Here is a 25,505-nt window from a genome sequence, read left to right as displayed (position 1 = left end):
GGCGTCGTGATGGGATCCGATTCCGACTGGCGCGTGATGAGCGATGCCTCGCAGGCCCTCACCGAGTTCGGCATCCCGCACGAGGTCGAGGTCGTCTCGGCTCATCGCACGCCGGACAAGCTGATGCAGTACGCACGCGACGCACGGGGCAGAGGAGTCCGTGTCATCATCGCGGGAGCGGGAGGCGCAGCGCACCTTCCTGGCATGCTCGCGTCCATGACACCGCTGCCCGTCGTCGGCGTGCCGGTTCCGCTCGCATACCTCGACGGGATGGACTCGCTTCTCTCGATCGTGCAGATGCCTGCCGGCATCCCGGTGGCCACCATGTCTATCGGCGGCGCACGCAACGCGGGCATCCTCGCGGCGCGCATTCTCGGTGCGTCGGATGACGCCGTCGCCGATCGGATCGAGGAGTACGCCCGCACACTCGAGTCCCAAGTCGCCGACAAGAACGAACGGTTGAAGGACTCCCTGTGACGATCGCCGCGCCGCGCGCGACGAACCGGGGAGGGCGCCCGCTGATCGAGACCCGCCCGCTGCGCAACCCCGATCTGGCGGACGCCGGCTTCATGGGGCGCCGCGGTTGGTGGCTCGTCGTGATGAACGTGCTGGTGCCCGGTTCGGCACAGGTCCTCGCCGGAGGCAACCGCCGACTCGGTCGCATCGGCCTGGTCGCGACGCTGGTGAGCTGGTTCCTCGTGGTGCTCGCGATCGTGTCGGCGCTGTTCTGGCGTTCCGTGCTGGTCTCGGCGGCGACGAACTGGTTCGTGCTGACGGCGCTGCAGGTGCTGTTCATCGCCTATGCGCTGCTGTGGCTCGTGCTGACCTTCGACACCTTGCGCCTGGTGCGTCTGGTCAAGGTCCCGCAGGCGTCGCGCTTCGCCATCCCGGTCGTCGCCATGATCCTCGTCGGGCTGCTCAGCGGAGGCGCCGGGTACGCGGCGAGCGTCGCAGGGGCGAGCCGGGGCGCGATCAATGACATCTTCGGCCAGAGCGGACCGAGCGTCGAGCCCGTCGACGGGTATTACAACATCCTGCTGCTGGGGGCCGACAGCGGTGACGGGCGCGATTCGATGCGCTTCGACAGCATCTCGGTGGTGTCGGTCAACGCGACGACCGGTGCGACGACGATCTTCGGCATCCCGCGCGAGCTGCCGAACGCGCCGTTCAGCGAGGGCAGTCCGATGCACGCGTTGTATCCGAACGGCTTCGAGGGGCATTCGTCGTCATCGTGCGGGTGGAACGGGTGGATGAACCATATCCGCTACGCGGCGGAGGTCTGTCGCGATGATCAGGGCGCCGAGCTTTATCCGGATGCTGCCGCGCACGGTTCCGCGCCGGGCATCGAGGCGACGAAGGACGCTGCGGAAGGAATTCTCGGCATCGAGATCCCGTACTACATCTTCATCGACATGAACGGCTTCGCGGCCATGATCGACGCGCTCGGCGGCGTGGACATCAACGTCACGGAGCGGTTGCCGAAGGGCGGCCCGCCGGAGGGCTGGACCGGGACGGACGTCAACGAATGGGCGATCGGCTGGATCGAACCCGGTCAGCAGCACATGAACGGCGACACCGCGCAGTGGTACGCCCGCTCGCGGTACACGACCAGTGACTGGGATCGCATGCAGCGTCAGCGTGAACTGCAGATCGCGATCCTCGACCAGTTCACACCTGAGAACGTCCTGACGCGGTTCAATGACATCGCCTCCGCAGGCACTGTGCTCGTCGACACGGATCTGCCGAGGGACAAACTGTCGGAGTTCCTCGATCTGATGCTCAAGGCGAAGGAGCTGCCGGTCACGCCGATAGAGCTCGTACCGGAGAACGGTGTCGACGAGTTCGAGCCCGATTACACCTTCGTGCGAGACCTGGCCCAGCAGACGCTGCATCCGCCGACGGCGACTCCCGCGCCGACTCCGTGAGCAGCCACCACTCTGACCACATGCGATGAGTGGCTCACTGCCCATCACTCGCGCGTGCGGTGATGGGCAGCGGGCCTGCCGGCCGGCACTGGCCGACACCGGACGACGACAGTCGGAGGGGGAGGGACCGCCGCCGCCCGGCGTGGAAGTCACCGCGAGACGCGGCGACCCGATCTACGATCGCCCGCGACGCACCTCGCCAGCACACCCTGGTCGCGGCTCAGCGCGGTGTCATGCACAGTCGACACCGTGATCACAGCCAGCTTCCTCAGCATGATTCTCCCCAGAGATACACGCGGAATCACATCCGAACACACCGCTGCGTCCGACTGCGTGAACTCTTCCCACCCCCACGGCAGGAAAGCAAAGTCCGATATTCCCCAGTGGAGATGACCCTAGCCCCGGTTGAACGATTTGTCACTAGCCGCAGGTGAGTTCCGTGCGTCTCATCTCGGGTGTGCCGATCATGGGCGTGTGCTGCACTCGTGTCAGTCGGTCGCCAGCCCCGGTTCCGACGAAGGACACCGTGATGGTCGTGGACTCGCCGGGTGAGAGGAGGACGTCGTGCTGCACGACGCTGCGGGTGCCGAGAAGGGCGGTTCGGGCACCTTCCTGCTCACCATCACGATCGACAGAGCGCACCGTGGCCCTTTCTGGGCCGTAGATCGCGATCAAGGTGCGCACGTCGCCGGCTTCGACCCCGGAGGCCCCGTTCCCCGTCACATGAGCGGGTAGCGTCTGAGCGGCGTCTGCGGGTGCCTTATTGGTCCAAGTCACCCGCACCTGCGTGGTCGGCTCACCTTGGCACGTGCCTACGGCTGTACTGATCGCTGCGTCCGTGTAGAAGTTCATCTTTCCGCCGGTCGCGTCGTTGAAGAGCACGCCCACGCGCGGCCCTCGCGGATCGTCCACGGCGATCGCGCCGCCGAGCGACGACGCCGCGAGCAACTCCTCCTCTTGGGGGTGTGCGCTCCAGATCCGGATGCGACCTTGGCCTGACGACGTCGCGATGGCCTCGATCAGTTGCTGAGGTTCGCCGCTGTTGAGCGCAGCGGCGAAGAGGGCGTTCGCGGTTCCGGCGAAAACGGCATCCTGCTGCAGGGGATCCGTATACGTCGCGTAGATCTCGGACAGCAGGATGGGCACGATCGTGTCGGGCGTCGCCGTGAACGGGCCGAAGGCCAGGCCGTCGGTCGCGGCGATCAGGTGCTCGGCGACGACGGTGTCGACGGCGATGACGCCGTCGACGCGTTGCCCGAATCTCTGCTCCCAGCGCAGAGCCATCAGCGCCCCGGTTTCGACGAAGTCGGGGATGCTCGTGATGTTCCGGAATTGGAGACCAGGGGCGTCGCCGAAAAGCGCGATCGTCGCGTCGCTCAGCGGCAACGGCTCCGCCAGCACAGGGAAGTCGCTGCTCATGGCCTGCGTGACGATGCTGATCGAGCCCTGGTTTGCGCGGACGAGCGCCAACGACCCCACGACGCCCCCGTCGGATCGCAACTCGGCGCTGTTCTGCATCGCGAGGACATACGTGCGAGGCTCGTCGGCGCCGAGCATGGTCGGGAGCAGCACAGCGGCGCCATGGAGAGCGCCGACCACCGTGGCAGCGTCCGTCACGACATCACGCATCTCGCGAACGGCATCCGCGACTGGGGCCAGTGCGGCGTCGGCATCGATCTGAATCGCTCTCGCCTCCGCAGCGCCGAGCGTCGCATCGATCGCAGCGAGCGGCTTCTCGACAGCCCCGAGCGGAGCCAGGTCGATCGACGAACCAGTGAATCCCAAACTCGCGAGATCGATGTCTCCGGCGATGTCGAGCAAGGGCGACACGGTGTTCGAGGCGACGTCCTCGGTGACCTCGGTGATCTCGCGCACGGCGGTGAAGTTCGCACCCACCCACGGGACGAACTCGAATCCGCGCCAGATGGGGTCAGCGGTGAGATCGCGAGCCGACGTGGCGTGCTGCACGACACGCGGCGCGACCAACGTCGCACGTGGAAGGTCTCCGTCCGCGATCGAGGAGCGCATCTGGGAGGCCGCACTCGCCGCACTCTGCAGCTCAGTCACTGCGCTGATGCCCCGGATGGCCACCCAACCGATCGCTAGCACGAGCGACGCGATGATCGCACCGATGACCCACCGGATCCACCGACGCTGAATTGGAAGCCGACCGTCGCTCACTCCTGCATTCAAGCATGGACCGGCGTCACTCACGGATTTTCTTGAAGCCGAGGCTACGCTTTGGCTATGGGTGCCCAGTTGCGTGTCGTTCTCGACCAGATCGCACAGGTGGTAGATGCGGATCAGGCGGCGGCAGCGCTCGACTTGACGGTGGGCCTGATCGCGACCGCGCCGTCAGGTTGCGCCGTCGAGGCCATCGTCCCGGCTGGGGGCAGCGCACATCTTGCCGGGTTGGCGGGAACGCGGGTGCTTCCTCTGGCGAGGCGTGAGCTGGTCGCGTCGTGGCAGTTGGGCATCGTTCCCGGTGTGGGGGGCGGTCTCATCCACGCGCCGACGCTGATGGCACCGCTCGTGAAGCACGATCGCCTGCACAACGATGACCAGGTCGCTGCGACGGTATGGGATCTGCGTGCGTGGGAAGCGCCCGAGCTGCTGCCTAAGGGCGCCGTCGCCTGGCAACGAGGGATGCTGCGCCGTGCCGCCAGGCATGCGGACGTCGTGGTCGTTCCGGCGCACGCGATGGCAGAACGGATCAAGTCTTTCGCGAAGCTCGGGGATCGGGTGCGCGTGATCGCCGGTGCAGCGCCGGATGGGTTCGCATCCCCAGTGGACGCCACAGAGAGCAGCGCCGCGCTGACGCCACCGGGGCGCTATGTCGTGCTCACCGGCTCGGAGAAGAGTCTCGAGCATGGGTTCCGTGCCGCTGCAGCTGCCGCCGTCGATGCTGTCGTGCTCGATGCCGCGGAAGGCGCGGAGCCGCAGCTTGCCGAGATCGCCTCCGCGGTCGGCCTGCCCGAGCGCAGGGCGCACATCCGAGGGAGGCTCGACGCGGAGCGTCGCGCCGCCTTGCTCGCCGGAGCGACTGCGTTCGTCGCGACCAGCGACCTGTCGGTGTGGCCGTGGCGCGCGATGGAAGCGATGTCGTTGAGCGTGCCACTGCTCGCCGTCGACAGCGGTGTGCATCGCGATGTCATCGCCGAAGGCGGAGCGCTGGTCGAAGCGGCGGAGCTCTCCGACGCACTGATGGACGCCGTGAGTACCGGCGCGAAACGCCTCGGTGTACTGGCGGGGGACAGGGCGCGTGCGTTCTCATGGGCGAGTTCCGCCGAGCGTGTCTGGTCGCTGCACGCAGATCTCTGAGCACTCCGCCGGACAGAGTTAGCGGCTGCTGGAAGGCTGTGCATCTGCGCGACACGCGGCGTTTCTCTTCAGTTTCAATTGCCCCAGTGGCATCATTGCGCAACTTCCGCCACACTGGTCACATGTCTCGACGTGCCCCACACCCACGAAGCGCGCTCAGAATCACCCGGTTCCTCACGGTGCTGATCGCTGTCGCCGCAGTTGTGGTCGGCACAGTCGCGCCGGTCACCGTGGCGGCGGCATCCGCCGCTCAGAGCCCGTCGGTGACTCTCGCGCGCACGGGCGGTGACCCTGCGCAGACGGGCATCGTCAAGACGTCCCTCGCCGGTTTCAGCGCCGGCAACATCATCAGCGATGCGGTCTTCACCGACAAGTCCACGATGACCGAGGCGCAGATCCAGACCTTCTTCAACGGCAAGGTCTCGCGGTGCCAATCCGGATATGTGTGCCTGAAGGACTTCAAGATCAGCTCAGTGAACCGTCCGGCCGACGCGTACTGCAGCGGATACACCGGTGCTGCGAACGAGACGGCTGCGCGGATCATCTACCGAGTCGCCCAGTCGTGCAACATCAACCCTCAGGTGCTGATCGTCATGCTGCAGAAGGAGCAGGCGCTCATCACGCACACGTGGCCCAGTTCGTGGCGCTACGACATGGCACTCGGCCAGGGCTGCCCGGACACCGCACCGTGCGATCCGAACTTCGTGGGATTCTTCCACCAGATCTACGGCGCAGCGCGCCAGATGCAGATCTACATGGAGGGAGAGTGGTTCCAGTGGTACGCGCCGGGCAAGACCTGGGGCATCCTGTATCACCCGAACTCGTCATGCGGTCGTGGAAACGTGTACATCGCCAACAAGGCGACCGCGGCGCTCTACTACTACACGCCGTACCAGCCGAACGCAGCGGCGCTTCGCGCCGGATTCGGTGAAGGAGACAACTGCTCGAGCTACGGCAACCGCAACTTCTATAACTACTTCACCGACTGGTTCGGGCCGACGCAGACTCCAGAGGCACCAGCAACGGTCGCTCCAACGCTCTCGTCGATCGATACCTCGAACTACGTCGTCACGTCCGATGCCGCAGGTGCTGTGTGGGGCTATCCGTATCTCAACGGCGCGTGGGGCGCCCGAGTCAAGATCGGCTCAGGCGTCGCAAACGTCAAGAGCTTCTTCGGCGTCGGTGATCTCGACGGCAACGGACATCGTGATTTCGTCGCGATCACGAAATCAGGTGCGGCCAGCGTGCTGAAGGGAAATGGAAGCGGGACGCTCTCGGCTCCGGTGGCCCTCGCCGGTGACTGGTCAGGCGTGGTGCTCGCGACGTCCGCCGGCGATTTCGATGGTGACGGTATCCCTGATGTCTTCACGACGGATGCGTCGGGACGTCTGCAGTTGTGGTCGGGGAACGATCGCGGCGGCTTTCTCGCTCCTCGAACCGTAGGCACAGGCTGGGGCATGATGAACCTGATCACCGGCAACGGTGACTTCGATGGAGACGGACGAGCCGACCTCGTGGCTCGCGACAGCCAAGGCCGACTGTACGTCTACTCCGGAAACGGTCGGGGCAGTTGGGCGGGGTCCAAGCAGATCGGAAACGGCTGGAGCTCGTTCGCGGACGTGTTCAACACAGGGGACTTCACGGGCGACGGACACGCGGACCTCCTGGCTGAGGAGCGCAACGGCACGCTTCGGCTCTACCGCGGTTCGCGCGGCGGCGCTGTCAGCGATGGGCGTTCCATCGGCACCGGATGGAATACGCTCGTCACGAACGCGGGTGCGGGTCCTGCGGTGACCCAGCCTCGAGCCCTGCCTGGAGGTGCAGGAAACCTTGACGGTGTCGCAGGCGGCGATGTCATCGCGTTGACAGGCGGTGGTGAATTGCGCATCTATGGCACAACTGGAGACGGAAACTGGGGCAAGGTCACGCGCCCTGGTGGCACGTGGGCCGCGACGGATCGAGTCATTCCGCTCGGCGACTTCAACGGCGACGGAATGACTGATATCGGTCAGATCGATCGTGCGGGCACCTTCTATCTCCACCCGGGCCTTGTAGCCGGTGGGCTGGGGGAGCGAGTCCGAATCGGCTCCGGTTGGGGCGGATTTTCCCGTGTGGTCGGAAACATCGACTTCGACGGGAACCGAATCCCTGATGTGCTCGCGATCGACGCCAAGGGCCATCTGCTGTTCTACCGAGCCAACGGCAGCGGCAGCTGGGCGCCTGATTCCGGTACCGTCATCGGCCAGAACTGGTGGGGCTTCAGGGATCTCTTCAGCGTCGGTGATTTCGATGGTGACGGAAACCCCGATCTGATCGGGCGGACGGCTTCAGGTGCCCTCATGCTCTATCCGACGACGGGCGATGGCAACTGGGGTGACGTTCGTTCGATCGGGCAAGGATGGGGTGGGATGGTATCCGTGTTCAGTTCAGGTGATTTCAACGGCGACGGTCGGAACGACGTCCTCGCTGTAGCGTCCAGCGGAGACATGTATCTGTATCGCGGCAACGGGAAGGGCGGCTGGGCGAGCGCTGGCTCTCGTATCGGAAACGGGTGGTCGATCATGAAGCAACTCGGTTGAGTCGCATAGGATGATGGGATGTGCATGACGTCCGTCATCGCAGTTGAATGAGTGGGTCAGTGACAGATACTCGAGATCTTTTCGCCGTCGTCCCGCGTTCCGAGTTCGAAGTTCCCGGTAAGAGCCGCGGTCTGATCGATGTCGTGCGCTGGCGCTACCTGCTGTACCTGCTGGTCAAGACCGGCGTCAGTACTCGGTATCGCAACTCGGTACTCGGCTGGACATGGTCGTATGTCCGCCCCGGCGCGCAGTTTCTCGTGTTCTGGGTCGTGCTCGGTCTGTTCATGAATCTCGAACGCGGCGTTCCGAACTACGCGGTGTACCTCTTCTCGGGCATCGTCGTGATCAACCTTTTCTCTGAGGCCTTCAAGAACGCGACGACGTCGATAGTCGGTAATGCCCCGCTCGTGCGCAAGGTGTTCCTTCCTCGCCAGCTCTTCGCTGTCTCGGCCGTGTTCGTGGCGTTCATCCATTTCCTCCCCCAGCTCGGACTTCTCCTGATCGTCTGCCTGTTCATGGGATGGATCGTGAACATCTCACTGGTGTCAGTCCTCGCGGTCTTCGCGGGAATCATCATCGTGTCGTTGTTCGCGTTGGGCACCGGCCTCTTCTTCGGCGCGCTCAACGTCCGCTACCGTGACTCCGAGAACATCGTGGAACTGCTGCTGCTGCTCGCCACGTGGGCATCGCCGGTCCTCTATGCATGGACGATGGTGCAGGACGCGGTCGACGAACTCGGCTGGCCGCAGTGGATCGTCGATGTGTACATGCTCAATCCGATCACACAGGGCGTTGAACTCTTCCACTACGCCTTCTGGCGGCCGGTGACGGAGACGACACTCACGTTGCCTCCCGGTCTCGCATGGAACACCCTGTGGACGTTCCTGATCGCCGTCGCGACGTTGCTGATCGGGCAACTGGTCTTCCGACGTCTCGAGGGAAGGTTCGCGCAAGACCTATGACAACCGCAACCGCTTCGCGCCCCAGCATCATCGTCGACGGCGTGCACAAGACGTTCACGCTCAATCACGCGTTCTCTTTCAAAGACACGATGGTGTCCTGGATCCGACGTCAGAAGACGAGCAGCACCTTCGAGGCGCTGAAAGGGATCGACTTGGTGATCAACGAGGGAGAATCTGTCGCCATCCTCGGTTTGAACGGTTCCGGGAAGTCGACGTTGCTCAAACTCGTCTCCGGCGTCATGGAACCCGATGGCGGTCAGGTGCTGACGCGAGGACGTGTGGCGGGCCTGATCGAAGTCGGCGCGGGTTTTCATCCTGAGCTTTCCGGTCGTGAGAACGTTTTCCTGAATGCCGCGATCCTCGGCATGCAGCGCAAGGAGATCGAGGAGCGCTACGACGAGATCGTCGCTTTCAGCGAGATCGAGAAGTTCATCGATCAGGAGGTCAAGCACTATTCCTCCGGCATGTTCATGAGGTTGGCGTTCTCCGTCGCGATCCACGTCGAACTGGACGTGTTGCTGGTAGATGAGATCCTCTCGGTCGGGGATGCTCCGTTCCGGGAGAAGTGCCGCTTGAAGTTCGCTGAACTCATCGAGAATCAGAAGACCCTCGTAGTGGTCAGCCATGACATGGAGATGGTGCGAGAGCTGTGCACCCGAGGCGTGGTGATCAACAAGGGCGAGGTCATCTACGACGGTGATATCGAAGGCGCCATCGCCTTGGTCGACGAATGATCACGCATTGGATCGCACAGTCCGGGCTGATCGCACTGGCACTGCTCGTCTTCTTCGGACCTGGACTTATGATCGGGACCGGACTGCGTCTGCGGGGCTTGGCTCTCTGGGCCGCAGCTCCCGGGGTGTCAGTGGGGGTGCTCTCGACTCTCGCGATCGTATTCCCCTACATTGGCGTGCAGTGGGGGCATCTCAGTGTCGGGATCGCCGTTCTCATCGTCGCCGCCATCGTGTGGTGTGCGTCGTTGCTCATCGGTCGCAGTCGTTGGAGGACGCTGCGGCAGCGTCAGCGACCGGCCCCCACAGTACTTCTGCTCGCTGGCCTCATCGTCGGTGCGGGACTCAATGCGGCGCGCCTGCTCGCGTACGTCGGACTCCCGACGGCGATCTCGCAGACGAACGACGCCGTCTTCCACCTCAATGCGCTGCGATGGGTTGCCGACACCGGTTCTGCATCATCGTTGGAGCTCACGGGAGTGATCGGCGGCACCACGTTCTACCCCGCGGCCTGGCACGCGGTCGCCTCCCTCGTGGCGCTGGACACAGAACTGATTCCGGTTGCGGCCAATGTTGTGGCACTCGTGATCGCCGCGGTCATCTGGCCGCTCGGCATCGCATTCCTGGTGCGTGTGATCAGCCGGGGCGATGTGATCGTCACCGCGTTGGCCGCTGCGCTCTCGGCCGGGCTGATGGCGTTCCCTCAGCTCATGTTCGAGTGGGGCGTGCTATACCCGTACGCGCTCTCGGTCGCGCTGGTCCCGACTGCAGTCGCCCTCACGATCATCACGGTCCGGTCGTGGGCTGGGAATCGCAGCGCAGAGCGTGTCCGAGCGAGCGTAGGCACAGGAGCGGCCGCGATGTTCGTCGTGGTGGCGATCACGCTGTCTCAGCCGTCATCCGTCCTCGTCTGGGCAGTGCTTGTGATGCTATGGGTCACTGGAATGCTGTTCGCCGCCCTCCGTCGAGCGACGCCTCGTGGGCGTGCCTGGATCGTGGCGACCATGATCATCGGATGGCTGGCGGTCGCTCTCGTCTGGGTGGTGCTGGTTTACTTGGCAGGAGCTGTGCTCTGGAGGGCGTACCGCAGCCCGTTGGCCGCGGCAGCTGACGTTCTGCTCAACAGTCACTCCCTGCTACCACCGGCCATCGGCATGAGTGTGCTTCTACTCGTGGGTCTGGTGTCGGCCATTCGTGCGACGCGTGTGCGTTGGCTCGCCTTCGCCTGGGCGGGAGTGTCGCTGCTGTACATCATCAGCGTCAGCACCGACCTTCGAGTGATCAAGCGACTGCTGACCGGACCGTGGTACGGCGATTCTTTTCGTCTTGCGGCGATCGTGCCGATCATCGTCGTACCGCTTGCAGCCGTCGGACTGGCGGCCATCATCCGCACAGTCGCGAGGCTCAGCGCCTCGGCAGAGGTCGAGACACGGCGTCGACTGCCGCTGACTCTTGCATCGATGGCAGTCATCGCCATCGTCGGGTCTGTGAGCGTGGCAGTGAACCCCGTCATCCTGCTCCGGGTCGCCGCCGAGACGGACGAGCAATCGCGCTACACGCTGAACGATCGCAGTTACCTCTCGACAGACGAGTACGAGCTCTTGAGGCGACTGCCCGAGTTGGTGCCTGCCGACGCTCTGCTCATTGCGAATCCGTCGACCGGAGCAGCCTTCGCTTTCGTGCTGGGTGAGCGGGACATCGTTCCGCGCACGTGGTCACCCCCGCAGTCAACCGCATGGAACATCATCGCAGCGGATCTTCGTGATGCCGGCGAGGACACAGCGGTGTGCGAGGCGTTGGCGGCCTATGGCCAGCCGACATATGTGCTCGACTTCGGCCCAGGAGACACCGGTCCCGGTCAATACTTGATGCCGGGAATGACCGATTTCGAGGACAGGCCCGGTTTCACGGAGATCGAGACCGAAGGCGACGCGAGCCTCTGGCAGATCACTGCCTGCGACTAATCCTCGTCGCGGGGTCGGACGTCCTCCGCCGGGTGCACGTCGTCATCGGTCGAGGCCTGCAGCAGCGCGAGCTTACGTGCGAGAAGCGTGAGCCGACGTTGCTGAGCCGCATTGCGTCGCGACTGCGTGTACACGAAGACCAGGAACATCAGCACGAGCCCGTAGAGAAGCAGGTCTGTCCCTCGCCCCACTCCGACGAGATTCGCTGCCCAGGTCAGCCACTGCGGGAAGAGGATCGAGAGGATGGCCACCAGTACGAACGCTCCGTAAAGCAGACGTCGGATGGCCAGGTGGCTGTCGGCACCTGTGCGACGCATGAAGACCGCACCGATGATGACGACGGCGGCGATGAGCACGATCTGGATCCACATGGCGTTCACCGGATGACCAGGTCGACGAGGATATTGACGGCGTTCAGCACCGATTGGCCTTTCGATCTCGAGTAGTCGGTGTAGAGCAACTCGACCGGATATTCGGTCCAAGGGAGCCCGGTGTCCCCGAGTTGGAGCACGATCTCAGTGGCGTGCGCCATCCGATCCTGCTTCAACTGGATGTGCGCCGCAGCGTCGCGCCGGATGACGCGTAATCCGTTGTGGGCGTCGGTGAGCTTGACACTGGTGGTGAGGTTGGTCACCCACACCGCGGTCTTGAGGATGACGTGCTTCATCCATCCTGGTCGAGTGCGGTCATCAAGGAACCGCGAACCGAACACGATGGCTGCACCGCTCTCACGGGCTACCGCCACCATGCCTTCGGCGTCTTCCACTCGATGCTGCCCATCGGCGTCGAACGTCACGATGTACTCGCACTCGAGCCGGGACAGGGCGTAATCGATGCCTGTCTGCAATGCAGCACCCTGGCCGAGATTGATCGGATGCTCGACGACGTGGGCACCGGCCTGCCGGGCGACGTCGGCCGAGCCGTCGGTCGATCCGTCGTCGATGCACACCACGTTCGGGAAATGAGGCAGAAGCCCCGCGATCACGCCTGCGATCACCGTCGCCTCGTTGTACAGCGGAACGACTATCCACGTGCGGAAGTCGGAGGTTGCGGGGTTGGTCACCGCTCCATCCTCTCAGGAAACAGACACAGGAGCGGATAGGATGGCGTAGCCCCTTTTCTGACTCTGCGAGGAGATCTCCGTATGGCCTCACCGGATGGTGTGCGTATCGTCGAATCGGCCGATGTCTCACCTGAGGCCACGATCGGGGCAGGAAGTTCGATCTGGCACCTGGCACAGGTGCGCGAGCAAGCCCGTCTGGGCGAGAACTGCATCGTGGGGCGGGGCGCCTACGTCGGCACCGGTGTCGTCATGGGAGACAACTGCAAGGTGCAGAATTACGCGCTCGTGTACGAGCCGGCGAAACTCGCGGACGGTGTGTTCATCGGACCAGCGGTCGTGTTGACCAACGACACCTATCCGCGGGCGATCAACGAGGACGGCACGCTGAAGAGTGCGCACGATTGGGAGCCGGTCGGCGTCACAATAGAGCGCGGCGCGGCTATCGGCGCGCGGGCGGCGTGTGTCGCCCCAGTGACGATCGGCGCCTGGGCGACGGTGGCTGCTGGCGCCGTCGTCGTGAAGGACGTCCCGGCGTATGCGCTGGTCGCCGGCGTTCCCGCCCGGCGCATCGGGTGGGTCGGAGAGTCCGGTGTGCCGTTGACACCCGGTGATGAGGACAAGACGTGGGTATGCCCATCGACGGGCGCGCGTTTTGTCGAGAGTGATGGCGTTTTGATGAAGGAGTCTGTGTGAGCGAGTTCATTCCCCCGGCGAAGCCGATCATCGGTGATGAGGAGCGCGAGGCGGTCGATCGTGTGCTGCGTAGCGGTATGGTCGCTCAGGGGCCGGAGGTCGCGGCGTTCGAGCAGGAGTTCTCAGCGCATTTCGTGCCTGGTCGCCCATCCGTCGCGGTGAATTCGGGCACGGCGGGTCTTCATCTGGGTTTGCTGGCTGCCGGTGTCGGCCCGGGGGATGAGGTCATTGTGCCGTCGTTCACGTTCGCGGCGACGGGGAACTCTGTCGCCTTGACGGGGGCGACCCCGGTGTTCGTTGACATCGAGCCGGACACGTTCTCCCTGGATCCTGAGGCGGTCGCCGCGGCGATCACGCCGAAGACGAAGGGCATCCTTCCGGTGCATCTGTATGGGCACCCGGCACGGATGCGGGAGCTCGAGGTCCTCGCGGCGGCGCGGGGTGTGGCGTTGTATGAGGACGCGGCGCAGGCACACGGGGCGGCGTTGGATGGGCGTCCGGTGGGCTCGTTCGGTGAGTTCGCGATGTTCAGCCTGTATCCCACGAAGAACATGACCAGTGGTGAGGGCGGGATGGTGACCGCAGCGAGCGAGGAGATCGCGCGCCGGTTGCGGTTGCTGCGCAACCAGGGCATGGAGAAGCAGTACGAGAACGAGCTCGTCGGGTTCAACGCCCGTATGACGGACATCCATGCGGCGATCGGGCGTGTGCAGTTGACGAAGGTCGACGCGTGGACGAAGACGCGTCAGGCGAATGCGGCGTTCCTGGACGCGAACCTGCACGGTGTGGTCACGCCTCCGGTCGTCGAGGGTGCGGTGCACGTGTATCACCAGTACACGGTGCGTGTTCCGGAGGATCGGGACGGGTTCGTGCGCGCGTTGAAGGAGGAGCACAATGTGGGTGCGGGTGTGTATTACCCGATCCCGAACCACCGCCTCCCGTCCCTCGCCCCGTACGCGCCGGGCCTGGATCTTCCAGAGACTGAGCGTGCCGCACGCGAGGTCGCGTCGCTGCCGGTGCACCCGTCACTGTCGCAGGACGACCTCGAACGCATCGCCACCGCCGTCAACACCGTCGCAGGATCCGGCGCCTGATGGCTGATCTGCGTGTGGGGCTGCTCGGCGTGGGCATGATGGGGCGACACCACGCCCGCATCATCCGCGAGGTGGAGGATGTGGAGCTGGTCGCGATCGCTGATCCCGGCGGCGACCCGCACAATGTGGCGGGCAAGCTTCCGATTCTTCCGAACATCGAGTCGCTGATCGAGGCGGGCATCGACATGGCCGTGGTCGCCGTGCCGACAGCGTTCCACGAGGATGCTGCGTTGAAGCTCGCCGAAGCTGGTGTGCACACTTTGGTCGAGAAGCCCATCGCGCACAGCCTGGAGGCAGGCAAGCGCATGGTGGACGCGTTCGCGTCGAACGGCCTGGTCGGAGCAGTCGGGCACGTCGAACGTTTCAATCCGGCATTGCAGGAGATGCGACGACGTCTGGAGGCAGGCGAACTCGGCGAGGTCTACCAGATCGCCACCCGGCGACAGAGCACTTTCCCCGCCCGCATCGCCGACGTCGGGGTCGCGAAGGATCTCGCTTCCCACGACATCGATCTGACGAGTTGGGTCGCCCAGAGCGAATACACCAGCGTTTTCGCGCAGATCGCGCACAAGAGCGGGCGTCAGTACGAAGATATGATCACCGTGACCGGACGCCTTGCGAACGGCGTGATCGTGAACCATCTTGTGAACTGGCTTTCGCCGATGAAGGAACGCGTCACCGTCGTCACCGGCGACCGAGGCACTTTCATCGCAGACACGGCAACGGGCGACCTCACCTTCTTCGCGAACGGCACCATTCCATTGGAATGGGAGTCGATCTCCTCGTTCCGGGGCGTCTCCGAGGGAGATATCACTCGCTATTCGTTCGCTAAGCGCGAGCCCCTGCGAGTCGAGCACGAGGCATTCCGAGACGCCGTCCTCGGGCTGCCCAGCGATGTCGTCACGATGGAGCAGGGATTGCGCACGCTGACAGTCGTGGAGGGCGCGCTGTCGTCTGCTGACACCGGTCAGTCGATGGCTTTCCAGGCGCCACAGCGATGAAGCGGATATGGCCGGTCCTCAGCGACCTTCTGCCGTTGATGCCCAAGGGCGCGCAGCGGTATTTCGTCGGGTACATGATCGCCACGACCGCGATCACCGCATTGGACGTCATCGCGATGGCGCTGCTCGCAGTCGTGATCGGACCGGCGATCACGGGTGGAACGATCACCCTGCCGATCATCGGTGAGGTTGCGGCGGAGACTCTGCCGATCTTCGCATTGACGGCGTGCATACTGATCATTCTGAAATCGGTGCTGTCGGTGACACTGCACTGGTTCGCCACTCGCCGCTTCGCCAAGTATGAGTTGGAGATCGGCGACCGTATGTTCCGGGCGTACATCAACTCCAGTTGGGAAGAGCGCTCGAAGAGATCCGTCGCGGAGATCACGCGTATCGCTGACGCGGGAATCGCGAACACCATGGCAGGCTTCCTGCTTCCGCTGATGCGCGTACCGAGCTCGATCTTCACATTCGTGCTGATACTGGTCGTGCTCTTCGTGGCCGACCCGATGACGTCAGTGATCGCGTTCGTGTACTTGACGATCGTGGCACTCATCGTGCACCAAGTGGTAACCAAGCGCTCGCTTGAAGCCGCTACGGTGAACCGCAACTTCAGTTATCGCGTTGCGATCCTCATGACCGAGATGATGGAAGCGCTCAAGGAGCTCAGCCTCCGTAATCGTCTATCTGACGTCGCAGAGCTGGTGACCACGAACCGAAGCAGGTCTGTCCGGGCCCGTGCGAACGGCTCCTTCCTCGGCATCGTCCCCGGATTCGTGTTCGAGGCGGCGCTCATCGGTGGCGTCATTCTGATCGGCGGCTTCTCATTCTGGCAAGGCGGAATGACCGCGGCATTGTCCTCCGTCGCATTGTTCGCTGCCACCGGCTTCCGGCTCATCCCTGCGATCAACGGGATACAGGGCGGCATCGTACAAGGCGTCGCGAGCATCCCTTCTGCCACTGATGTGATCGGTGATCTCACCGCGGCAGAGCGAGACATGGAGACGTCGCAGTCGCCGGCCGACACCGCGGTCCTGGCGGAGAGGCCGCACGAGCTGCGTCTCACCGATGTGCGTTTCCGGTACCCGAAGACGGACGTGGACGTCATCCGCGGGATGTCGCTCTCGATTCCGCTCGGGAGTTCGCTGGGCATCGTCGGACCATCCGGCGCAGGCAAGTCAACACTGATCGATCTGATCCTCGGCCTCAGCCAGGCATCGAGCGGCGAGATCACGATCGACGGAGCTCCGCTCACCTCGGTGCTCAAGCAGTGGCGCGGCCGAGTCGGCTACGTGCCGCAGAAGGTGGCGCTCTTCGACGGCACGATCGCGCAGAATGTCGCTCTCACGTGGTCCGACGAAGTCGATGAAGAACGAGTACTGAATGCCCTCGAGCGTGCGCAATTGGGCAGCCTGATCGAGACACGTGCGAACGGCATCAACGAACGTATCGGCGAGCGCGGTGTCTCGCTGTCCGGCGGACAGCAACAGCGACTGGGCATCGCGCGCGCTCTCTACACCGATCCGTTGGTGCTGGTACTGGATGAGGCGACGAGTTCGCTCGACACCAAGACCGAAGACGAGGTCACGAAGTCGATCCGTGCACTCCAAGGTGAGGTCACTCTCATCTCCGTGGCGCATCGGCTGTCGACGATCAAGGACTACGACCGAGTCTGTTATCTGGACGACGGCGTCATCGCGGCGTCGGGTACGTTCCGCGAAGTAGCGCAAGGTCTCCCCGCGTTCGCAGAGCAGGTGTTCCTCGCGGGACTCGCCCACGACCTCGACAAGTAGTCGACCGGCTGCACAGCGGCCGCCCGTGATCCGTTTCAGAGGACGCGGTGACGAACTGACCAGAGGTCTCCTGAGTCGAGCACGGTCAAGAGGCTGAGGCGCGCAAACCGGCGCCAAGCGTTCGCAATGGGGCTTGTCGATGCAGGGCGAGCAGCGGATTGCGTGGAACGAGCGCCCTCAGTGTCCGATAGTGCCATCGCGCATCGAGCGCGGCGGAGAACTCGGTCGCATCAACACCCCTGCGCAGGATGTCGAGCACGTGGCGATCGGCACGGGAGAGCAGCCGGACCGCCCGAGGCGACATCGCTTCCAATCGCTCGAGCACTCCACGAAGATCCGCCTGGCTCGGCACGATGCCTGTCTCGGCACGCGCGTGCGCGCGGAGCACATCGAAGAAATGAAGTCTGATGAGCTTGACGATCAACGCCTCGCGCACGGCAGGTGAGCAGGTTTTGAACCAGTCGAGTGCTTCGATCGCATTGAGGAAGGCGAAGTTCTCCGCTACGGGTCGTGGCGTCGTCGTGACCCGGTCAGCGGCGTCGTCGTTGAGCACATATCCGGGGCCGTGCAGGTCGTATGCGAGGCGACTTCCCGTGAACCAGAGCGTCGCAGAGTACGCCAGATCTTCGCCGGAGGGCAGACCTTCCGTGAAACGCAGTTGGCCGAAGCGTGCCCGATCGATCAGCCCGACCGGCGCGCTTCTGTAGGCCAAGCGATCCTTTCGCCCATCGAGCTCACGCGTCCGCCTGCCGTTGCGTACCGGTGGATATGGGTCGATCCGTCCTCCGGGCGTGGCGATCCGTGCTAGCACCACTTCGGCATTCGTGGCCCGCTGCAGACGGAGCCACGAGTCGATCGCGCCTGGCGCCAACTCATCATCCGACCCCATCACTGAAAGAAACGGAGCATCCGATCGCGCGAAACCGTGATTCATCGGACCGGCAGGAGAACCGATCCCGTCACGCAGCGTGAGAAGCCGTACTCGTGAATCGTCGGCATAACGGCCCAGGTTGGCGCGGATGATGCCCGGGTCGATGTTGTGAGCTACGACGTTCACGCGCACGTCGGTCTGGGTGTGATCGACGACGGACGCCACGGCTCGGGCGATCGGCCGTGTCGCCGAGTGGACGGCGATCGTCAGATCGACGATGGGGACGATGGGAGGGTGTGCGCTCTCGACCATGCGCGTCGCTCACACGACCGTTGCGCGCAGGGTCCGATAAGGGGCCTGCCTGTGGAAGGCGAGTAGAGGGTTGCGGGGGAGCAGGGCGGAAAAACTCCGACCCCACCGCGCTGAGATGAGTTCGAGAATACGCTCGGCGTCGACTTCTGGAGCACGTAGAGCCTCGATGATGGCGCGATCGATCCTCGATAGGAGGGCAACTGCGCGAGGGGCGACTCCCTCAATCGTTCTGATCACGTGGTCGAGTGCCTCACGATGGGCAGCGAGACCCTCAGCGCTGTTCAAACGAATCAGCACAGCGTCGAAGAAGTGCACCCGCAACGTCTTCACACCGAGTGCCTCCCGCTGAGCTCGCCTGAGGCTGGGAAACCAATCAGAGGATGTTATCGCGTCGAAGAAGGCGAAGTCTTCGGCGACAGTGCGAACAGCGAAGGTCACGCGGTCTCCGCCGTCCTCATGCACGAGATAACCGGGCGTGCGCCGATCATAAGCGATGTGCGATCCCGTGAACCACAGTGCAGATGTGAACTCGAGGTCCTCTCCGGAGCCCAGCCCTGGTGTGAACCTCAGATCGCCGAAGCGCTCACGAGATATCAATCCCAGGGGGGCGCTTCGGTATGCGAGGCGATCCTTCACTGCATCGAGCTCGCGCGTGCGGCCGCGCCGTGTCGGTGGCATGGGGTCCGGGCCGGCAGTCTGTCTGTCGATGCGTGCCATGACAGATGTGGCTCCGGTCTCGGTGGCGAACGCAAGCCAGGAATCTATGGCACCTGGAGCGAACTCATCGTCTGAACCGAGCAGGGAGACATAGGGACTGGTGGCTGCTTCGAGGCCCACGTTCATGGGGCCGGCAGGGGAGCGGATCCCATCTGCGAGGGCAAGCAGTCGAACATTCTGATCATCGGCCAGCGTGCCGAGGTTGCCTCGGATGATTTCGGGATCGATGTTGTGCGCCACCACCGTGACACGCACATGCGCCTTGGTGCCTTCCAGAACGGACGACACCGCGCGTTCGATCGGACGCGCGGCCGAATGCACCGCGATGACGACGTCGACTTCGTACTCACTCACCGGAACGATCCTACGCCTGTTCTACCGGCCCGAACGTGCCGCGCGGGTTCATCGCATCTCACCTTCTACACCTCAGAGGACTGGTCCTCTGAGGGACTGATCCAGTCGGCGATCAGTGTGCGTGCGCTCGCCGCTCCAGAGTGCACGGCACGGACATACGCAGGCCCTGTCGCCGCGATCGCCGTTGCCGATGCCGGCTTCTGAACCACCTCGGTGATGACATCGAGCAGAGTGTCAGGCGTGGCTTCCAAGATCGGCAGCTCCATGCCTGTGATCTTGTGGATGCGATCCCGAACACTGGGGAGGACGTGTCCGATGACCACGCGGCCTGCAGCCATGGCTTCACACGCGGCGACACCGTATGAACCCAGGCGGAATTGATCGAGTACGATATCTGCCGCCGCGTAGATGCCTGGCATGTCGGTCGCGGCCACACCCGTCACGAGGCGATAGTCGATCTGCTCCGACACTATGAGAGGCGCCAGCGAATCCTCGATGAGATGGCTGCCCTTCTGCACCGCTGAGCTGGACGCGTGCATGACGATCGGCGTGCCATCGCCAAATGGCTGGTGCTCAACGGCGAAGCGGGTCGGGTCGACCACTACGGGACACCACTTGGCCCAGGGGACATCGTCGAGTAGATCGGGTGTGGAGACGAAGGTCGGCAATGGCAACGAGCGCAGCAATGCCAGGTTCTTCGCCGCGTCAGCACGCAACGTCTCGGTTCGGGGATCCTCCGGGTAGGGCGACCAGCTGGTGCGTCGGGCGTGCGCGTCGGGATCACGGATGTCCGTGCCATGGCAGAGGTAGGCGACGGAGACTCCGGCTGCGTGCATCGCGGTGATCTCCGCAGCGACCTCCCTGCCGAACCTCCGACCGAACATCGACCGCTCTGCTTCGACGAGCACGTGGGTGAACTGCTTCGCGGCATTCCATTCCGCATCCGCCCAGCTCGTCGACGCGTTCACCGTGGCGATCGGCACGACGGTGTCGGCGGGAAAGCGGAATCCTCCGGGCAACTCCACCGCGAGGTTACGAGCTGCGATGCGTTCGTCTGCGGCTTCCACCGCGCGCGCCCATGCGTATGCCTGCCCCGAGTAGTTGGTCGGTGCGATGTAGAGGCGGATCGGACTGTCGGGAACTTGCGTGGGTTCGACTGACACGTTGCCACCGAGCAGCCGTGAGGCAAGTCGTCCGAGTGGGGCGTCGGGGTTTCGAGCGACAGACTCCATCGCGCGATTCAGCCAGTGCGGCAACGACGAGCGATGGTGCATCATCCACGTCGTAATCGAAGAAACCAAGGGACTCATCTCGGCTCCGTCTCCTCGCGTCTCCGAGGGCTCGCGATCATGCGGAGGACACCGACGACACGTCGTGCCACGCTCGACATCGAATGCTCTTCAGCAGTCCACGCAGCCAATTCTACGCGCTGGTCGCGCGTCGAACGGGCCTCGGCCAGATCGGTCATCGCGGCGGCGATCGCGTCGACGTCGTAGTCGCACGCGATCCCTGCGCGGACGTGGTGGTTCGCATTCTCGATGAGCGCGTTCGTGGGACCGGGGCCGGCGAAGAGTACAGGGCAGCCGACGGCGAGCGAAGAGAAGACCTTCGACGCGTAGGAGTATTCGTAGACGGTGCTCGGCTTGATGGTCGCCAGAGTCGCCGTGGCGCCGGAGAGGTGCGGCAGGAGATCGATGGGAGGCATCGGATCGAGGTATTCGACCTTGTCGACGACGCCCAGCGCCGAGGCTCTGGCCGCAACGGTTGGGCGCTCGCTTCCGTTGCCGATGAACCGCAGGACGTAGTCAGGATGGTCGGGCAGGAATCTTGCGAACGCGTCGATGAGGATCTCCGCACCGTGCGGCGGAGAGTAGCTCCCGGCGTACACGAAGAGCGGTTGAGGTGGCGAGATCGTCGGAGGAAACTCCCTCGTGTCCGCGCCGAAACCTGTCACAGTGATGGGAGTCCTGACTCCCAGCGTTCTCAGACGGCTGACGACGCCTTCGGAGATGGTCACGATCCGTGCTGCACCCCGTAGCGAGAAGCGCTCCATGGCACGCAGCACGGTGATGACGAAGGGGGGAGCCGGCTCGAGCTGTGCGGCGTCCGACCAGATGTCAGCGGCGTCATACACGTACGGGATGCGACGAAGCGTGCACACGAAACGCACGACGACGCCGGTGGTCGGCGGCGGTTCCATCAGCACGACATCTGGGCGTCGTGCGAACAGGAGGCGGAAGATCAGTGGGATGTCGAAGGTCAGATACGGGATGTACCCGCGCACGTAGCCATTGCGGTCGCGCAGCACGGGGAAGGTGCGCACCTGCTCGCCGCGGGAGTCTTCCGGCAGCCCTTTCGGCGGAGCGGCAGTGATCACATCCACCTCGTCGCCCTGTGCGAGCAACTCATCAGCGACCGCTCCCAGGTAGATGGAGGCGGCAGCAGGTTCCGGACGGTAGATGCGGGAGACGATCGTGACGCGCATTCTCATGTCCCCAAGAACTCGTGCAACAGCACGTTCCGCGAGAAGGTTCCATCATGCAGTCTGCGCACGTACTCAGGTCCGGACGCCGCGACTGCTCTGTAGTGTTCGCGCCGAGTCGAGATATCGCGGAGTGCTGCTTCGAGTGTGTCGATCGTCACAGCAGGAATAGGCAGCGGCATACCGGCGTGGTGTTCGACTTCGGTGCGTACCTGATCAGTGACATGAGTCAGGACGATGCGCCCGGAGGCCATCGCCTCGCACGCGCCGACTCCATAGTCGCCGACACGGAACTGGTCGAGGATGACATCCGCTTCGCCGAAGACCTTCGGCATGTCGTCGTGAGCGATTCCGTCGAGCTCCACGTACTCGATCACTCCCTCCTCGTGCAGTCGGCGGACGATGGGTTCGATGAGATGAGTGCCCTTCACATGCGTCTGCGTCGGGGCGTGCACGACGCGCAGGCGCTCGCGCATGAGCGTCGGTTCATCATTGGTCCAACGATCTGGCTCGATCACCACACCGAGCAGATCTGCCTGCGGCAGATCAACGAGAAGCCCGGCCGTCGAGACGAACACTGGCACGTCCAGATCGGCGATCAGTGCGAGGTTGTCCTCGACATTCTTCTGGATCTGATCGACGGGCGCCCAATCCGCAGCTCCAGCTCCGAAATGAGAATACGGCGTACTGTGCAGGTGCGTCGACGGCAGGCGCACTTCGTTGCCATGACCGACCACGCCGACCTTGACTCCGGCCTGCTTCAGCAGCGAAACCTGTCGTCGGACGTCCCCGCGGAACATGCCGCCGAGAATCGGGAAGCAGGCCTCGATCAACACATGCGTGTAGCGGGTGCGGATGATATCGAGCATCGAGTTCTGCCATACGCGAGAGTGCTCCGAGGTACGCCAGCTCACCAGATGATCGGCGTCGTATCCGAACGGGTTATTGCCGGTGTGCACGTAATTGCGAGCCGAGACGGTCCCGCTGGCTTCAGCTGCACGCGCCCAGCGATAGCCCTGACCCGCATAATTGACGGGGCCGATGAGGAGCCGGTGCGGCCTGGACATGTCGGGCGCGGGCGGTGGGGGGATCTCGTTGCCCTGGATCCGGTCGACACCGGAAGCCACAGCATCCTGAATGCTCTTGGGGACGAGATGCCACGCGCGCTCAGCGAGTGGATGCATCGGAATGGGCCCTTCGGTCGGGTGCGCGTCTGCGGTCGATCCAGTGCTCTCGTAGGACCTTCGCGGAATACCTGCCATCGTGCAGCTCATGCACGAAGTCGAGGCCGCGCGCACGTCGGGACTCGAACGACTGGTCGTCGGCGAGGCCCCGCAAGACCCGCTCGATGGTATCGACTGTCGCTTCGACGATCGGCAGTTCCGCGCCGGTCTGCGCGGTGACGAGTGCTCGTACCTCGGCAGAAACGTGTCCGACGACGACACATCCCGAGGCCATTGCCTCGACGGCGGCGACGCCGTACGAGCCGACCCGCATCTGGTCGATCACGACATCAGCGCATGCGAAGCGTTCAGGCATGTCAGCGCTCGGCACACCTGTCACGAGGTCAAGCGCGATCACCTTCTCATCGGCCAGACGCTCCAGCGCGGGCAGGATGAGCTCTGTCCCCTTCACCGCCGAGACCGACGGGGCATGTGCGACCCGGAGCAGGCTATCGTTCGTGCGCTCAGCCCTGCGCGTCGCCCAGCGTTTCGGATCGACTACCACAGGGCACCAGCGTGCAGTGCGGAGGTCTAGGAGGAGGTCTGGCGTCGAGACGAACAGGGGGCGCCCGCTGCCTTGCAGGAGCGCGATGTTGCGTGCGGCCAGCGCCTCGGCGCGAGGAAGATAGATCGACTCGTGTCTGTAGTACGACCACGGGTTGGCTTCGATGTGGCGTGACGGCAGGCGGGCATCGGTTCCGTGCGCGAGGTAGGCGACGTCGACGCCACGGTCGAGGAGAGCCTGCACCTGCGCGGCGACCGAACGCCCGAACAAGCGCCCGAACGGAGGTTCCTCTGCTTCAATCAGCACATGTGTCGCCGCGGACGCTGCCTCGAACTCGCGCTGCTGCCAGTCGGAGTCGTTGTGATACGTCGAGACGGGCACCACGATGTCGGCTGTGAATGAGAACCCCCCCGGCACATCGATGGCGAGATTCTGCGCGGAGATGTCGGGGGTCGACGCCTCCAATGCACGGGCCCATTCCCGGCCCTGACCCGAGTAGTTGACGGGTGCGATGAGCACGCGTGAAGGACGGTCTGCGAATCGAGTAATCGGCACCGAGCCAGCGGGGGCTGGAGCGCCGTACTGACGCGCGGCGAGCCGGCCGATGGGGCTCATCGGGGAATCTGCGATCGAGTCGATGAGCGCGTTGGCCCACCGAGGAAGTCTGTTGCGATCCATCATTCGGAAGCGTCATCCTCCCGCTCGAGACACATATCCGTGTAGTCTACCGGCGTCACTGGGCGAGCACGGAGGCGATGGCAGCTCTCGACGCAGAGGCAGAGGCGTTGTCCTTCGCCCACTTCCACCCGCGCTCGGATTGTGCTCGCAGCGCGACAGGGTCCTCGATGAGCCGTACCATCACGTCGTACAGCGTGTCGACGTCTGCATACACCCAGGCATCGTCGGCATCAGACCCGAGATCCGGCTCGTCCACCGATCGTGCGCTCATGACGACGACACAACGGTGGGCGAGTGCCTCGATGCCGAAGACGCCAGGCATCGACGCGTAGAACTGGTTCACGGCGATGTGGGTCTCATCGAGTGCGGACATGACCTTCTGGTGGGGAACACCGGAGAGCTCCCGATAGTCGACCTGCGGGTACTCCGCGCAGATCCGGCTCATCACTTCGCGGACGACTTCAGTGCCTTTCAGATGAGGGTTGGACGGCGCGTGGGTGACGACGAGGACCTCTGGATCATCGAAACGGTCGGTGGGGCCCGAGAACTCGTCATCCGGGTGAAAGTATCGGAAGGGAAGCGTCGGACCGGACAGATACGAAAGCTGATCCTCTCGAGCAGTGAAGATGGTGTCGGCGTACCTTTCCGCCACCTCAGCGCGCATTCGTCGCGCCTCGTCATACTCCCGGCTCGCGAAGATCGGATCCATGGTCGCGACGATCGAACCGAGGTTGGGCTTGCCTGTCTGAACGGCGCGTTGGATCATCAGTTGCGGTGAACGGATGTCGTTGCCCGTGAAGTAGCAGACGATCCGACGACCCCGCCTTGAGGCGAACTCGAATTCAAAGGCTCTTTCATCGTGCTGGCTCTGCAAGTAACCAAGGCCGCCGACATATATGAACCCGCGGCTCCGATTCAGTAGCCAGGCCAGCAGAACGGGTCCACCGTAAAGTGCCCGCCACACGGCGATGCGTCCCCCGAGCGCATTCGACGGCGTCTGGATCACCGCGTCGTAATCAACGCGATAATAGGTGTGGCGTGAGTGCACTGCGGTGTAGCTGCGAGGCAGCGCGCGAGCGATATTCGTCGCCATCAACGCGATGTCCTCCGGCCCGACGACCCAATCCAAGCGGCGGGTGAACAAGGCGAACGGCTTGAACAGCCAATAGCCGATGCGGAGGATCGCCTTCTGTCGGCGGAACACAAGCGTCGTGGGATCGCCCATAATGGCCTCCGG

21 protein-coding genes are annotated in these 25,505 nt (G+C 64.0%); 11 read left to right on the top strand and 10 right to left on the bottom strand.

Annotation, left to right across the window (positions count from 1 at the left end; genetic code table 11):
- Positions 1–9 precede the first annotated feature (9 nt).
- Positions 10–477: a 5-(carboxyamino)imidazole ribonucleotide mutase gene (gene purE / locus ACNPNP_RS05070; protein WP_448965245.1), complete on the top strand. Its 468-nt coding sequence runs from the start codon at positions 10–12 to the stop codon at positions 475–477.
- Positions 474–1,925 carry an LCP family protein gene (locus ACNPNP_RS05065; protein ID WP_448964975.1) on the top strand — a complete coding sequence of 484 codons (1,452 nt, stop codon included), beginning with the start codon at positions 474–476 and terminating at the stop codon, positions 1,923–1,925. Before purE ends, ACNPNP_RS05065 begins: the two co-directional genes overlap by 4 nt.
- 420 nt (positions 1,926–2,345) lie before the next feature.
- Here the strand turns inward: ACNPNP_RS05065 and ACNPNP_RS05060 are convergent, their stop codons facing one another.
- Entirely contained in the window at positions 2,346–4,106 is a 1,761-nt protein-coding gene (locus ACNPNP_RS05060) for a DUF4012 domain-containing protein (protein ID WP_448964974.1), read from the bottom strand.
- A 66-nt stretch (positions 4,107–4,172) separates the two neighbouring features.
- On the opposite strand from ACNPNP_RS05060, the gene ACNPNP_RS05055 reads away from it, so the two are divergent.
- The 5 genes from ACNPNP_RS05055 (at position 4,173) to ACNPNP_RS05035 (ending at position 11,482) form a co-directional block, all read left to right on the top strand.
- Positions 4,173–5,246, top strand: a complete 1,074-nt coding sequence (locus tag ACNPNP_RS05055) for a glycosyltransferase (RefSeq protein ID WP_448964973.1) — start codon at positions 4,173–4,175, stop codon at positions 5,244–5,246.
- 122 nt (positions 5,247–5,368) lie between these two features.
- Positions 5,369–7,825, top strand: coding sequence for an FG-GAP repeat domain-containing protein (locus tag ACNPNP_RS05050; RefSeq protein ID WP_448964972.1), 2,457 nt, complete (start codon positions 5,369–5,371; stop codon positions 7,823–7,825).
- A 59-nt stretch (positions 7,826–7,884) separates the two neighbouring features.
- On the top strand, positions 7,885–8,787 hold the full coding sequence (locus tag ACNPNP_RS05045) for an ABC transporter permease (RefSeq protein WP_448964971.1): 903 nt from the start codon (positions 7,885–7,887) through the stop codon (positions 8,785–8,787).
- Positions 8,784–9,521, top strand: a complete 738-nt coding sequence (locus ACNPNP_RS05040; protein WP_448965244.1) for an ABC transporter ATP-binding protein — start codon at positions 8,784–8,786, stop codon at positions 9,519–9,521. Before ACNPNP_RS05045 ends, ACNPNP_RS05040 begins: the two co-directional genes overlap by 4 nt.
- A complete protein-coding gene (locus ACNPNP_RS05035; protein WP_448964970.1) occupies positions 9,518–11,482 on the top strand; it encodes a DUF6541 family protein in 1,965 nt (654 codons plus the stop codon). Before ACNPNP_RS05040 ends, ACNPNP_RS05035 begins: the two co-directional genes overlap by 4 nt.
- On the opposite strand, the gene ACNPNP_RS05030 is transcribed toward ACNPNP_RS05035, so the two are convergent.
- Together ACNPNP_RS05030 and ACNPNP_RS05025 are read right to left on the bottom strand one after the other, a co-directional pair.
- On the bottom strand, positions 11,479–11,853 hold the full coding sequence (locus tag ACNPNP_RS05030; protein ID WP_448964969.1) for a DUF2304 domain-containing protein: 375 nt from the start codon (positions 11,851–11,853) through the stop codon (positions 11,479–11,481). The two genes, ACNPNP_RS05035 and ACNPNP_RS05030, sit on opposite strands and share 4 nt — an antisense overlap.
- Before the next feature lie 5 nt (positions 11,854–11,858).
- Positions 11,859–12,545, bottom strand: a complete 687-nt coding sequence (locus ACNPNP_RS05025) for a glycosyltransferase family 2 protein (RefSeq protein ID WP_448964968.1) — start codon at positions 12,543–12,545, stop codon at positions 11,859–11,861.
- 81 nt (positions 12,546–12,626) lie between these two features.
- Between ACNPNP_RS05025 and ACNPNP_RS05020 the strand changes: the two genes are divergently transcribed.
- The 4 genes from ACNPNP_RS05020 to ACNPNP_RS05005 are packed head-to-tail and all read left to right on the top strand — an operon-like array spanning position 12,627 to position 17,126.
- Positions 12,627–13,238: a DapH/DapD/GlmU-related protein gene (locus ACNPNP_RS05020; RefSeq protein ID WP_448964967.1), complete on the top strand. Its 612-nt coding sequence runs from the start codon at positions 12,627–12,629 to the stop codon at positions 13,236–13,238.
- A complete protein-coding gene (locus tag ACNPNP_RS05015) occupies positions 13,235–14,332 on the top strand; it encodes a DegT/DnrJ/EryC1/StrS family aminotransferase (RefSeq protein WP_448964966.1) in 1,098 nt (365 codons plus the stop codon). Before ACNPNP_RS05020 ends, ACNPNP_RS05015 begins: the two co-directional genes overlap by 4 nt.
- Positions 14,332–15,333, top strand: a complete 1,002-nt coding sequence (locus tag ACNPNP_RS05010; RefSeq protein ID WP_448964965.1) for a Gfo/Idh/MocA family oxidoreductase — start codon at positions 14,332–14,334, stop codon at positions 15,331–15,333. Before ACNPNP_RS05015 ends, ACNPNP_RS05010 begins: the two co-directional genes overlap by 1 nt.
- Positions 15,330–17,126 carry an ABC transporter ATP-binding protein gene (locus ACNPNP_RS05005; protein WP_448964964.1) on the top strand — a complete coding sequence of 599 codons (1,797 nt, stop codon included), beginning with the start codon at positions 15,330–15,332 and terminating at the stop codon, positions 17,124–17,126. Before ACNPNP_RS05010 ends, ACNPNP_RS05005 begins: the two co-directional genes overlap by 4 nt.
- An 85-nt stretch (positions 17,127–17,211) precedes the next feature.
- Here ACNPNP_RS05005 and ACNPNP_RS05000 read toward each other — a convergent pair whose 3' ends face one another.
- The 7 genes from ACNPNP_RS05000 to ACNPNP_RS04970 form a co-directional block, all read right to left on the bottom strand.
- Positions 17,212–18,309, bottom strand: a complete 1,098-nt coding sequence (locus ACNPNP_RS05000; protein ID WP_448964963.1) for a glycosyltransferase — start codon at positions 18,307–18,309, stop codon at positions 17,212–17,214.
- 9 nt (positions 18,310–18,318) lie between these two features.
- The gene (locus tag ACNPNP_RS04995; protein WP_448964962.1) at positions 18,319–19,380 is read right to left on the bottom strand and encodes a glycosyltransferase; all 1,062 of its coding nucleotides are present in this window, start codon (positions 19,378–19,380) and stop codon (positions 18,319–18,321) included.
- 65 nt (positions 19,381–19,445) lie between these two features.
- Positions 19,446–20,612, bottom strand: coding sequence for a glycosyltransferase (locus ACNPNP_RS04990; protein WP_448964961.1), 1,167 nt, complete (start codon positions 20,610–20,612; stop codon positions 19,446–19,448).
- Positions 20,613–20,686: 74 nt separating this feature from the next.
- Positions 20,687–21,871 (bottom strand): glycosyltransferase family 4 protein, encoded by a 1,185-nt coding sequence (locus tag ACNPNP_RS04985; RefSeq protein ID WP_448964960.1) that lies wholly within the window; start codon positions 21,869–21,871, stop codon positions 20,687–20,689.
- A complete protein-coding gene (locus ACNPNP_RS04980) occupies positions 21,868–23,046 on the bottom strand; it encodes a glycosyltransferase family protein (protein WP_448964959.1) in 1,179 nt (392 codons plus the stop codon). The genes ACNPNP_RS04985 and ACNPNP_RS04980 overlap by 4 nt, the downstream gene beginning before the upstream one ends.
- A complete protein-coding gene (locus ACNPNP_RS04975) occupies positions 23,030–24,271 on the bottom strand; it encodes a glycosyltransferase family protein (RefSeq protein ID WP_448964958.1) in 1,242 nt (413 codons plus the stop codon). Before ACNPNP_RS04975 ends, ACNPNP_RS04980 begins: the two co-directional genes overlap by 17 nt.
- 52 nt (positions 24,272–24,323) lie before the next feature.
- Complete coding sequence (locus ACNPNP_RS04970; RefSeq protein WP_448964957.1) at positions 24,324–25,493, bottom strand: glycosyltransferase; 1,170 nt, start codon at positions 25,491–25,493, stop codon at positions 24,324–24,326.
- Positions 25,494–25,505: the final 12 nt, after the last annotated feature.

Source organism: Microbacterium xerophyticum (genome assembly GCF_053543555.1).
The sequence above is the reverse complement of the archived record's forward strand: the minus strand, read 5'-3'. Positions and strand labels throughout refer to the sequence as shown.